The sequence below is a fragment of the Tetragenococcus solitarius NBRC 100494 genome, assembly GCF_001544195.1.
Taxonomy (GTDB): Bacteria; Bacillota; Bacilli; order Lactobacillales; family Enterococcaceae; genus Tetragenococcus; species Tetragenococcus solitarius.
The window spans coordinates 1-11332 of record NZ_BCPY01000057.1; the positions used below are offsets into that span (position 1 = coordinate 1).

At 36.0% G+C, this 11332-nt stretch carries 10 protein-coding genes, 12 tRNA genes and 1 rRNA gene; 20 read left to right on the plus strand and 3 right to left on the minus strand.

The annotated features are described in order from the left end of the window. Positions 1-140: 140 nt before the first annotated feature. The 15 genes from rrf to TS1_RS11550 all read left to right on the plus strand — a co-directional run bounded on the left by rrf (position 141) and on the right by TS1_RS11550 (position 3765). Positions 141-256 (plus strand): 5S ribosomal RNA (rrf, locus tag TS1_RS11480). Between the two features lie 5 nt (positions 257-261). Then, positions 262-335: transfer RNA gene (locus TS1_RS11485), tRNA-Asn, on the plus strand. Positions 336-380: 45 nt separating this feature from the next. After that, positions 381-469 (plus strand) — tRNA-Ser (locus TS1_RS11490). Positions 470-480: 11 nt separating this feature from the next. Then, positions 481-552 (plus strand) — tRNA-Glu (locus TS1_RS11495). Between the two features lie 13 nt (positions 553-565). Continuing rightward, positions 566-638 (plus strand) — tRNA-Val (locus TS1_RS11500). 3 nt (positions 639-641) lie between these two features. After that, positions 642-715 (plus strand) — tRNA-Asp (locus tag TS1_RS11505). A gap of 19 nt (positions 716-734) precedes the next feature. After that, positions 735-807: transfer RNA gene (locus TS1_RS11510), tRNA-Phe, on the plus strand. Between the two features lie 2 nt (positions 808-809). Further along, positions 810-890 (plus strand) — tRNA-Tyr (locus TS1_RS11515). 5 nt (positions 891-895) lie between these two features. Continuing rightward, positions 896-969: transfer RNA gene (locus TS1_RS11520), tRNA-Trp, on the plus strand. 2 nt (positions 970-971) lie between these two features. Next, positions 972-1044, plus strand: a tRNA-His gene (locus TS1_RS11525). A 5-nt stretch (positions 1045-1049) separates the two neighbouring features. After that, positions 1050-1121, plus strand: a tRNA-Gln gene (locus tag TS1_RS11530). A 41-nt stretch (positions 1122-1162) separates the two neighbouring features. Continuing rightward, positions 1163-1233: transfer RNA gene (locus TS1_RS11535), tRNA-Cys, on the plus strand. Between the two features lie 19 nt (positions 1234-1252). Continuing rightward, positions 1253-1337: transfer RNA gene (locus TS1_RS11540), tRNA-Leu, on the plus strand. A gap of 572 nt (positions 1338-1909) precedes the next feature. Next, a complete protein-coding gene (locus TS1_RS11545) occupies positions 1910-2806 on the plus strand; it encodes a hypothetical protein (protein ID WP_157061675.1) in 897 nt (298 codons plus the stop codon). A gap of 95 nt (positions 2807-2901) precedes the next feature. Beyond that, positions 2902-3765, plus strand: a complete 864-nt coding sequence (locus TS1_RS11550; protein WP_068710632.1) for a hypothetical protein — start codon at positions 2902-2904, stop codon at positions 3763-3765. 303 nt (positions 3766-4068) lie between these two features. On the opposite strand, the gene TS1_RS11555 is transcribed toward TS1_RS11550, so the two are convergent. Both TS1_RS11555 and TS1_RS11560 read right to left on the minus strand, forming a co-directional pair. Continuing rightward, entirely contained in the window at positions 4069-4542 is a 474-nt protein-coding gene (locus TS1_RS11555) for an ImmA/IrrE family metallo-endopeptidase (protein WP_068710633.1), read from the minus strand. Positions 4543-4546: 4 nt separating this feature from the next. After that, on the minus strand, positions 4547-4873 hold the full coding sequence (locus tag TS1_RS11560) for a helix-turn-helix domain-containing protein (protein WP_068710634.1): 327 nt from the start codon (positions 4871-4873) through the stop codon (positions 4547-4549). Positions 4874-5246: 373 nt separating this feature from the next. On the opposite strand from TS1_RS11560, the gene TS1_RS11565 reads away from it, so the two are divergent. The 4 genes from TS1_RS11565 to TS1_RS11580 all read left to right on the plus strand — a co-directional run bounded on the left by TS1_RS11565 (position 5247) and on the right by TS1_RS11580 (position 9548). Further along, on the plus strand, positions 5247-5513 hold the full coding sequence (locus tag TS1_RS11565; protein ID WP_068710635.1) for a phage holin family protein: 267 nt from the start codon (positions 5247-5249) through the stop codon (positions 5511-5513). A gap of 48 nt (positions 5514-5561) precedes the next feature. After that, the gene (locus TS1_RS12480; protein ID WP_083498311.1) at positions 5562-6434 is read left to right on the plus strand and encodes an N-acetylmuramoyl-L-alanine amidase; all 873 of its coding nucleotides are present in this window, start codon (positions 5562-5564) and stop codon (positions 6432-6434) included. A 237-nt stretch (positions 6435-6671) separates the two neighbouring features. After that, positions 6672-7514: a BglG family transcription antiterminator LicT gene (gene licT, locus TS1_RS11575; protein ID WP_068710636.1), complete on the plus strand. Its 843-nt coding sequence runs from the start codon at positions 6672-6674 to the stop codon at positions 7512-7514. Between the two features lie 138 nt (positions 7515-7652). After that, positions 7653-9548 (plus strand): beta-glucoside-specific PTS transporter subunit IIABC, encoded by a 1896-nt coding sequence (locus tag TS1_RS11580; protein ID WP_068710637.1) that lies wholly within the window; start codon positions 7653-7655, stop codon positions 9546-9548. 72 nt (positions 9549-9620) lie between these two features. Here TS1_RS11580 and TS1_RS11585 read toward each other — a convergent pair whose 3' ends face one another. Continuing rightward, positions 9621-10433, minus strand: a complete 813-nt coding sequence (locus TS1_RS11585) for a PTS sugar transporter subunit IIA (RefSeq protein WP_068710638.1) — start codon at positions 10431-10433, stop codon at positions 9621-9623. 167 nt (positions 10434-10600) lie between these two features. On the opposite strand from TS1_RS11585, the gene TS1_RS11590 reads away from it, so the two are divergent. Continuing rightward, positions 10601-11332: HAD family hydrolase (locus TS1_RS11590; RefSeq protein ID WP_245610127.1), on the plus strand; the 732-nt coding region annotated here is incomplete at its 3' end.

The following is an 11332-nucleotide window of genomic DNA, read 5'->3' on the forward strand; positions in this document are numbered from 1 at the left end:
GGAGTGGAAGACCCGCGAGGGTTGGAGCGGACGGATACTAATCGATCGAGGACTTAACCAAAAACGAAGGATTCTTGGGGTGGGTGTTGAGTGAGGTTTTTTATCCAGTTTTGAGGGAACAAAGGTTCACTCATTTAATGTGTGGTGATGATGGCAAGAAGGAGACACCTGTTCCCATGCCGAACACAGTCGTTAAGCTTCTTAGCGCCAATTGTAGTGAGGGGTTGCCCCTTGCGAGAGTCGGACATCGCCACGCTTTATTCCGGCATAGCTCAGTTGGTAGTAGCGCATGACTGTTAATCATGATGTCGTAGGTTCGAGTCCTACTGCCGGAGTTCTCTTTTTGAGGAAAATTGAAGAGTATGGGTTTCTTTGAGCTTGGAGAGTTGTCCGAGAGGCCGAAGGAGCATGATTGGAAATCATGTAGATGGTATTCACTGTCTCAAGGGTTCGAATCCCTTACTCTCCGTAATTAAGTTTGGTCCGTTGGTCAAGTGGTTAAGACACCGCCCTTTCACGGCGGTATCACGGGTTCGAATCCCGTACGGACCATTAACTAGCTATTGGAGGTTTAGCTCAGCTGGGAGAGCATCTGCCTTACAAGCAGAGGGTCATAGGTTCGAGCCCTATAACCTCCATACGGTCTGGTAGTTCAGCTGGTTAGAATGCCTGCCTGTCACGCAGGAGGTCGCGGGTTCGAGTCCCGTCCAGACCGTTATTGAAGTTTTTGCACTGGATCGGTAGCTCAGTCGGTAGAGCAACGGATTGAAGCTCCGTGTGTCGGCAGTTCGATTCTGTCCCGATCCATTGGAGGAGTAGCGAAGTGGCTAAACGCGGCGGACTGTAAATCCGTTCCTTCGGGTTCAAAGGTTCGAATCCTTTCTCCTCCATTTACAGGGACATAGTTCAATGGTAGAACAACGGTCTCCAAAACCGTCGATGCGGGTTCAACTCCTGCTGTCCCTGCCATGGCGAATATGGCGAAGTGGTTAACGCACCGGATTGTGGCTCCGGCACGCGTGGGTTCGATCCCCACTATTCGCCCTTATTGGGATATAGCCAAGCGGTAAGGCAACGGACTTTGACTCCGTCATGCGCTGGTTCGAATCCAGCTATCCCAGTTAGTTAACCTATTGAAACATAGGATTCCTAATAGTATAATGGCGGTATAGCCAAGTGGTAAGGCAGAGGTCTGCAAAACCTTTATCACCGGTTCAAATCCGGTTACCGCCTTAGTACTAATTAGAAATTTGCCGGCGTGGCGGAATTGGCAGACGCGCTGGACTCAAAATCCAGTGCCCGTTAAGGGCGTGTCGGTTCGACCCCGACCGCCGGTATAAATAGTGTTTACAATAAAACACGACAATAAATTTAAAACCTCTAGAAATGTTGTTATAACGACATTTCTAGGGGTTTTCTATTTATAAAAAAATTGCAGAAAAATATTTAAAAATATAACATTACAAAATCATTTTGTATTTATATATAAGCTATTTAAGATTTCAGCCGTTCTTGTTGTCTTCATTTGATCTAATTCATCAATAATATGGGTATACGTCGTATGTCGTTGACACCATAGTATGACCTTTTCTTCGGGAATTATATTTATTATTTACTCGCTGATATAGACATAATGACAGTACAGTAAAATAGTCATGCTAATAATTATGTCCATATAATTATGGAAATTTTCACACAATTATATAGACTTTATCAAAAAAAGACACTATTATTAAGTTATTGAAGTATATTACATAAAATAAACTTTTTAGCGTGCTATGAGGTATTTTGAAAGGGAGCAAGAATTATATTATGATTTCTTGTGCACTATATCACAAATTAATTGCTAATATTTATTTTTTATTTATAAAGAATGAGAGGTGAAAAAGTAAAAAAAAGGTTGTTGGTTGTGCTGGGTTTGTTTCTCTTACTAGTTGCAGGTTGTGGTACTAAACAAGAAGATGCAGACTTCTTTGGAGAAGGGGAAGTGTACAAGTTTACTTATAATGATGAAGCACTGTTTTACGCCGTTAGTATTCAAGAAAAAGAAGAAAACTATGAAGAACGGGTAATCAGCGTTGTGATGCCATTTTTTCGTGAAAATGAGTTGTTTTTTAATGAATATTCAAGCGGAGAAGAACTAGAGTCAGCTATAAAAGATGTACCAATTAGCAAATTTGTAAAGCAGAATAGTCAGATTTTTCAAAATTTTATTTTAACTGTAGAAGAAGAAAAAGTAAGGTTAAATAATTCTACAGAAGAAGATAAGACTGATCAATCTGATTTTATCATTGAAAAAAAAGGAAAAGAAATTCAATTTTATTATGAAGATGAGCCAAATGACAAAGGTGAAGTCATAAAAACAAACAAAAGAGAATTATATCAAAGCTTAGTAGAAAGAAAAGAAGCAATTAGTAATCTTGAGTTGGATAGTCCTTTTGAGTTTGATGGTGGAACTATCAACGTAAAAAGTGAGATTAAAAAAGAAGTTTTCGATAATTATGCTGGCAAGTTTCATGTAGTAACAATTCCTATCGAATTAACCAATGAAAGTTCTTCTGAGCGAACCGTGGGGAGTTTGCTGCCAGTGGTTAAAGCTTACAATAGTAATAATCAAGAATTACAAAGTCTGGAAAAGTACGCAGAAGATGAAGTATCAACTTGGGTACAAATGCATGATGATATGATCCCACCTGGAGAAACAGTGACAACGCACGCCATTATCGAAGAAGACCCTTCTGCAGAATATGTATTGCTTATTACAGACCTACTTATTGAAAGGAGGATTCCATTTTCTCTTAAATAGCTTTATTTGTTAGAAAATACTAGTAAATTTACTTTTATAAAAGAGTTTTATGTTTAAGAGAAAATGAAATTACTAAAAAAGCGGGGGTTTTAGAAATGAAAAATAAACAATTATTAAAGAAAATAATCTTGTTGGCTGGAATATCTTTTGTTATTGCGGGCTGCGGTAATCAAGAAAATACTGCTAAAACGGACGAAACAAGCGTAAGTACCACAGAAGAGAGTAAGGCTGCAGATAAACCAGACTTCAACAGCATGTCAAAAGAAGAAATCAATGCTTTTTTTGAAGATAAGACAGTTGAAGAAATTCAAGAACTAACAGCAGATATGGCCCCTTCAGAGTTAGTGGATAAGGATGGGAATGAGGTAGAATTTCCAGAAGAAGCTTACCAGAATTCACTAAACGCAGGCTGGGATACTGATTTTAATATGGAGGAATTAGGATCAGGAGTTAACCCTGCTGGTGTAGAAGATAAAGTGGTTAGAGAAGTGGATGTTTACGATGCTTTTGGTGAAATGGATGAGGATGGACCAGTAACTGAACCAGGTACTTTTGAAATTACTTTATTAAGTATGACCAGAGGCGACCAAGCATGGGATATTCTGTCAAGTGATGAACTTAATCGCGGGATTGCCGAAGAGCCGACTGACTTTGATTATGTCATTGCTGAATTTGAATTAAATTTGGTGGAAGGACCCGAATATGGAATGGTGATGCCAGTTGTAAATGGTACTACAGACCAAGAGGGAAATAAATTGTTTGAACCAGAGCTGCTACCTATTCCTGAAAAACCTTTAGCAACGCCAGAAGATAGTGGAGAAATTAATGGAGAAGTGGCGCTTATTCATAAGGGAGAGAAGGTGACTGGTGAATTGGTAGCAAAACTTCCTAAGGATGAACAAGCTTTGGTCGAGCTTAACTATAATGGAGACAATTATTTATTTTTTGAAAGTAACTAATTTTATTTTAGTATAAAAATGGCGGCAGATAATCCAAAGAAACTGTGACACAAGTAAAAACAAGATAAAAATATCCGAACTATATTTACTGAAAGCTGCTAATTGTTTTGGATTTGCGACGAGTAATCGCAGGAGCAAAGTTTTCCGTGCGACGAGTAATCGCAGGAGCAATTTCTTTTATAGTTCGGATATTTTATTACTCAAAGAACTAATGTTATAGTTCTTTTTTTCTTATATATTTGTTTTCTGATAACTTTTTTGAAAGTAACTTGTAAAAAAAATTATCTTTAATGAATGAAAAAATTAGCCTCCGTCTTTTCTTTTATGAACGGAAATTGTTCCGTCTGTATTAAAAATAAGAATATCGTTATTTTCTGTTAATATTCCTCCATATTTCCTTCTATAATATTCAATTGCATCATGGAAAGTTTTGTCAGTAACCCCTAAAAAGTCAGCGCAATCATGGGTGGTTTCACATCCGCTATCAAAACATTTTAATATATCTTCCGCAGTTACAACTAAAGTTGCTCCCACATCACGAGCTTTTCTTTCTTGTTTCCGTTTTTCATTTGTGTCTTGTGCAGTAATATCTCCCACACTAGTTAAATAATGACCAATTTCTTCAGACACCGTGCTTGTTAACTCTGGTTTTGATTGGTGAGGATTTAAATACACATAATTATCTATATTCAAGCCGCCTTGTTTTTTAGGCATATTATCATCATACACATAGGAAAGGTTTGAAAAAAGAGACATTAATTCTTCTGTTTTGTCCAAACAATCACTCCTTTTTATGTTTCTGCCGAATAAATTCAATGTAATTTAAAATGTCTTCCATCTCTTCTTCTGAAACATCCTCATCTATATGGGCAGCTACTGTTTGACTCTTACTTTCAGGGTTTTGATATTCTCTATTTTCTCTTCCTAATAGATAGTCTGTCGAGACATTAAAGTAATCGGCTAGTTTTACTATTGTTTCTCGGTCTGGGTCGTTCCTACTGTTTTCAAAATGGGAGTAAGCAGCTCTGGATATCCCTAAGTAATCTGCGAGTTGCTGTTGTGTTCTATTTTTACTTGAACGTAGCTCTTTTAGTTTTTGACCAAACATAAAAAATGCCTCCTTTATTAATGATAATAACATAATAAAGATACTTTTTGTATCTTTTATAAAAAAAGATACTTAAATTATCAAAAAACGATTGACGATACAAAATATATCGTGTATATTGAATGTATCGATACGTAACGTATCGAAATAAAGGAGGCGATGCTATGATTTGAGATATATTTATAAAACAAATAGCGTGAATACTAGATTTTTCTCTTTCTTATAAGATTTTTGAGAGGACGAAGTAAAAAAATAGCTATTTTTTATCTGTTTTAGATACAAAAAGTATCGAAAATGAATCGGCTAATCTTTGAAAAGGGCTAAATTTAGGGAATGAAACGGCTATTTTAGACTCCAAGGAGGTGATGTATAAGTGGAACTAGAATTTTTAAAAGAGCGTCTTGTACCCATCATTGTAATAGCTTGTCTGGTTGTTGGTTATGTAATTAAAGCAACTCCAGTCTTACAAGGAGCTCGAGAATATATTCCGTTTATTGTTTGTATACTTGGCGCAATTTTAGGTGCAACAGTCAATGGTATAAATGTTGAAGCCATTGTTATTGGAGCAGCCAGTGGTCTAGCTTCCACGGGCTTGTATCAAGTATTTGCGAAAGTATTAAATTTAAAAAAGGGAGAATAGCGGAATAAACGAATAATTTTAAATAAATAAGGAAAGGAAATGATTAATATGGCACTACCAAAAACTGAAAAGCAAATTAGAAAAGGAACACCACAAGTAGGGAACCCTCCATTTAAGCAGATACATGCTCATTCCACAGGAAACCCTGATTCAACAGCACAAAATGAGGCAGATTTTATGCAAACAAAGGATCTTACGACAGGCTTTTATACCCATGTAGTAGGTAATGGGAGAGTGATTCAAGTGGCTCCAGTCAACCAAGGTTGCTGGGATGTGGGAGGAGATTGGAACAGCGATGGGTACGCGTCAATTGAACTAATCGAATCTCATAAAACACGGGCAGAATTTGAAAAAGACTATAAAAATTATATTGACCTGCTGCGTAAAGCAGCTAAAAACGCTGGAGTAGCTATTAAAGTTGATAGTGGGGAAACAGGAATTTTATCGCATAATTATTGCTCCTTGAACCAACCAAATAGCAAAAGTGATCATGTAGATCCGTATCCTTATTTGGCGAAATGGGGCATTAGTCAAGCACAATTCAAAAAAGACGTAGAAAGCGGCCAGGTAGGAAATGGAAACAATCAACCTCGTCAAATCGCAGTTGATGGACAATGGGGGAGCGATTGTACAAAACGTTTGCAAGAATATTTTGGTACAAAACCGATCGATGGTGTTATCAGCGGACAAATCAAAACCCGCGCCAATGAGAATGTTTATGCAGCAGAGTGGGGGACAGGAGGATCTAATGTTGTGCGTGCGATCCAAAAACAATTAGGGCTCGCACAAGATGGCAATATTGGACCAGGAACGGTTAAAGCAATGCAAAAACATTATGGCACAACCCAAGATGGGATTATTTCTCCTATTTCTGATATGGTAAAAGAGATGCAGAAAGCTTTAAATAATGATCAATTTTAAGTGAAAAATTTTGCTTAATAAAAGCCGTTCCTTATAAGGAGCGGTTTTTTTAGTAGAGCTAAGCTCATGTAGTTATGTTTTAATCGATAGAAAAATGAATAAAAGCATTAGTTTATTTTTTTAAGAAAGTTGCACTTGTATTTTGAATATGGATTGTTACTGTACGCAGGCAAAACCAGAATTAACCATTTTTATGGGGATAATTCTAGGTTTTTTTGTATGGAAAAAGAGGTTTCTATGGTTATTACAAAAATTTTAAATAACAATGTTGTCCTTTCTACTAATAAAGCAAACGAAGAAGTAATTTATATGGGGCGAGGCCTAGCTTTTAAAAAGAAAGTGGGCGATAAGATTGATCCAGCGTTTATTCAAAAGGAATTTGTTTTAAAAGATTCTTTTAATGGTTTACAGATGCAGCAGCTTTTTTCTGACGTTGATGCTGAAGAAGTTGAAACTGTCAAGAAGATTATCAATTTAGCTGAAAATAACTTGCAAGTTGAATTGTCAACCAGTATTTACATTACATTAACTGACCATATTCATTATGCAATCACTCGTGCGAGTGAGGGCATTGAAATGCCAAATCCGCTGTTGTTTGAAACGCAAAAGTTTTATCCAAGAGAATTTGCTATTGCCCAACAAGCGCGACAGTTAATAAAAAAGGATTTAGGTGTGAAATTACCAGAAACAGAAGCTGGCTTTATTGCTTTGCATATTGTTAATGGTAAACAAGAAAATGACAATATGCAGACGACGATGCAGATGACTGAGATCGTCCGCGATATATTATCTATCATTAGCCGTTTTTTTGGTCAAACTTTTGACCCGCAGTCGTTAAATTATCAGCGTATCGTGACACACCTGCAATATTTTGCACAGCGTTATTTAACTGAAGAGGTATTTAATGAAGAGGATGAGTTTCTTTTTGCTTTAGTGCAATCAAAGTACCCAGAATCTTTCCAATCTGTTCAACGTATCAATGATTATCTAGTAACAACTTATGGAAAATCAATTGGTCAATCAGAAATGATCTACTTGACGATTCATATCCAAAGGGTTGTAAATGATAAAAAAAAGTAAACTTCAATCAGATAGGATTGTAACTGTTATCAGGCAAAACCTAGATTGAAAATTGAGTGTCGAATAAGAATTATTTCTTATTTAGTACTCTTTTTCAGTCTAGGTTTTTTTATGAAAATAAAAGGAGGAAGAAGTAAAATGAATAAAAATCGTGAAATTGCCCAGCGAGTACTAGCAGGAGTGGGTGGTCCGGAAAATGTTAAAAGCGTTGTTCATTGCGCAACACGTTTGCGTTTTGTATTAAAAGATGAAGCGAAAGCCAACACAGAGCAGTTAAAAAATGATGATGATATTATCCAAGTCGTTCAAAGTGGTGGGCAATATCAAGTTGTGATTGGTAGTCATGTAGGAGATGTCTTTCAAGAGTTAACTTCGTTAGAAAATTTTAGCGATAAGGCGCAAGAAAGTGAGAATGAGAAAACTAAAGGAAATATTTTCAATCGTTTTGTAGATATTATTTCTTCGATTTTTACTCCTTTTTTAGGAGCTATGGCTGGCGCTGGAGTGTTAAAGGGGTTTCTCACATTAGCCCTTACCCTCGGATGGGTCACAGAGACTTCAGGTGTTTATACGGTCTTATTTTCAATATCCGATGGTGTATTCACTTATTTACCTGTGATGCTGGCATTTACTTCTGCTCAAAGATTTAAAACAAACCCATATTTAGCCGTTGCTTTAGGGATGGCACTTGTTCATCCATCTGTGACTGCGTTAGCTGGAGAAACACTTAGCTTTTTTGGTATTCCTGTGATTATAGGGCCATCAGGATATGAATCTTCTGTTATCCCGATTGTTTTAGCTGTGTTTATACAGAGCTATGTTGAACGTTTTGCTAAAAGAGTGATTCCATCTTTTTTAAGCACGATTCTCGTTCCGCTATTGATTTTTATCATTATGGCACCTATCACTTTTATCGCGATCGGACCGATTGGAACGGTCTTGGGTGATTTGTTGGGACAAGCTTATAATAGCGTGTATAGCGTAAGTCCCATTATTGCAGGAGCTGTCATGGGTGGTTTATGGCAAGTATTTGTGATGTTTGGTATGCACTGGGGCTTTATTCCAATTATGATGGTTAATTTAGCTCAAGGGTCAGACTCCTTGATGCCTATGTTATTACCTGCTGTTTTGGCTCAAGGTGGCGCTGCCTTGGCTGTTTTCTTTATGACAAAAAGCATAAAATTAAAAAGTTTGGCTGTTTCTTCAACAATTACTTCTTTATTTGGTATTACTGAGCCTACGGTGTATGGAGTTACTTTACCATTGAAAAAGCCTTTTATTGCTGCTTGTATTAGCGGGGCTATTGGTGGGGCTTTTGTTGCTTTTAAACAGGTACAAAACTTTTCGTTTGGTTTAGTTAGTTTATTAAGTTTACCTGGTTTTATTCCTCAAGACACAAAATCAATATCTGGCGTTATTATAGCCATTATTGGAACAGTCATAGCTTTTGTTTTAGCATTTATTTTAACACTTGTTTTCCGCTTTGAAGATCCTGCAAAATCAGCTGAAAAACCAGTCCAAGCTACAAATCAGTCTAATAATGGACTTGATTCTGATGGTCTTCATAAGACAGAGCGTTATACTCTAGCAAGTCCTTTAGAAGGAAAGATCTTCCCATTATCCGAGGTTTCCGATCAAGTTTTTGCTTCTGAAGCCTTGGGAAAGGGCGTGGCGATAGAACCTTCTGTTGGCAAATTATACGCTCCAGCAGATGGTACAGTAAGCACTTTGTTTCCTACAGGTCATGCTGTAGGAATAACTACAGTAGAAGGTGTTGAAATACTGGTACACATTGGAATGGACACAGTCAACTTAGAAGGAAATGGATTTATATTAGCTGTAAAACAAGGAGATAAAGTAACAAAAGGAGATTTATTGGTTACTTTTGACATTGAGAAAATAAAAGAAGCAGGGTTGTCTATAGTTACTCCTGTAGTTGTTACAAATACGGATCAATACCTTGATGTAGTTGAGAATAATCAAACAGAAATCGTTGTAGGAGAAGATCTTTTAGCGGTTATAGTAGAAAAATAATTTAAAGATAAAGTGTCCGGCTGACATTTCTTAAAGTGAAAAATCAGCCGGACATATTTTTTTATAATAAGACTATTTTAGGATAATCTCTCCGATCGTTTCATTTAGGCCTACTTTTTTATCATGAACAATATCTAAAGAGTCAATCTGTTCCTTGGAGAGCGCGACAAAGATAATATCAGTAGTTTTATGTCTAGAAGCAATATAATCTAAGTCCATTTCAGTAAGCAGATCTCCCGTTTCGACTTTCTGGTTTAATTCAACAAATGTTTGAAAACCGTGGCCATTTAAATCAATAGTATCAATTCCCATATGAATTAAATATTCTATTCCATTTTTATCCTTTATCCCTACTGCATGTTTTGTGGGAAATAAACTGACAATTTTGCCATCAATAGGAGAACGTACTTTTCCTTCGGAGGGGACAATGGCAAAACCATCTCCTAAGGTTTTGTTTGAGTAAATTTCATCATCTACTTCTTCAATATTTTTTAAGCCACCTTTTGCCAGTGGATAAAGAGGGATAGCGGAGTGCTTATTATTAGAGATATCTTTTTTATCAACATTATTAAAAAGAATTTTTGTTAACGCTTTGTTTCCTTTGAATAATTTGACAATACTTGTTTGGCGATGTGTATAACGACGAAGATGAAAGGCCTCGTTAAATTTCCTGTTAACAAAGTAAAAATCAATAGAAAGTAAAACGAATAAAATTGTTTCTAAAAGGACGAGGGAAAGTAAAATTTTATTATTAATTTCTGAGTTTTTCCAAAAAAGTTGTTCGTGCACAAAGAAGCTAAATAAAACAAAAAGAACACTATATTTTAACAAAGTCACACTCGAAATAGCCGTTTTTATATTTTGCAAGAAATTTTTATCTTCCATCTTCATTCTCCTTTCTTACTTATTTCAACAATATAATCATCTTATTCTCTTTTAGTATAATTTAACATGTTTTACTTTAAACGTAAATAATTAAGTTTCGAACGAAACGAAATTGGGCTCTTTAAAATATATTTATTGTATAATAAGTGATTTATAAGAAGAAAAAGATGTTAAAGGTCTATGTTACAATGATTGTAAATAACGGATTACTTATTGCAAGGAGTGAAGACATGCAGTCAGTTATTTTTGATTTTAACGGTACTTTATTTAAGGATTCTGAGCTACATGAATGTGCTTGGCAAAAATTTATACAAGAATTAATCGGAAGAAAATTTACTGAAGCGGAATTTGATCAGATTCATGGTCGAACCAATCACTTGAACATGGAAGCAATTTTAGGTAAAAAGCTTACGAACAAAGAATCAGCGGTTTTATCGGAAAAAAAGGAAGCCATTTATCGTCAGTTGGTTTTAAAGAATCAGCACCCTCATCTGATTGAAGGTGTGACGGATTATTTTGATTTTTTAATTGAACGTAGGCAACCGATGAATATTGCCACTGCTTCTCCTAAAGTTAATTTAGATTTTTATTTTGAACTGTTTCATTTAGAGAAGTGGTTTGATTATAAACAAGTGGTTTATAACGATAGTTTATTAGAAAGTAAGCCAGCACCTGATTTTTATGTGCAAGCCGCTTTAAATGTTGGAACGGACCCAAAAGAGTCGATTATTTTTGAAGATTCACCTATTGGGTTGCAAGGAGCTTATAATGCTCAAGCAAATCAAATTATTGCTATAGCTACAGATAATAATTATGAAAAATTAGAAAAAACAGGAGTGGTGGACTTTATTATTGATGACTTTACCGATCCACGAATTAAAAAAATATTGCCAAAATTT

What these genes read in the sequence shown, in the direction of transcription:
- TS1_RS11550 (WP_068710632.1), top strand. Translation starts at nt 2,902, where the DNA reads ATGAAAAATAAACAATTATTAAAGAAAATAATCTTGTTGGCTGGAATA.
- TS1_RS11560 (WP_068710634.1), bottom strand. Translation starts at nt 4,873, where the DNA reads ATGTTTGGTCAAAAACTAAAAGAGCTACGTTCAAGTAAAAATAGAACA.
- TS1_RS12480 (WP_083498311.1), top strand. Translation starts at nt 5,562, where the DNA reads ATGGCACTACCAAAAACTGAAAAGCAAATTAGAAAAGGAACACCACAA.
- licT (WP_068710636.1), top strand. Translation starts at nt 6,672, where the DNA reads ATGGTTATTACAAAAATTTTAAATAACAATGTTGTCCTTTCTACTAAT.
- TS1_RS11580 (WP_068710637.1), top strand. Translation starts at nt 7,653, where the DNA reads ATGAATAAAAATCGTGAAATTGCCCAGCGAGTACTAGCAGGAGTGGGT.
- TS1_RS11585 (WP_068710638.1), bottom strand. Translation starts at nt 10,433, where the DNA reads ATGGAAGATAAAAATTTCTTGCAAAATATAAAAACGGCTATTTCGAGT.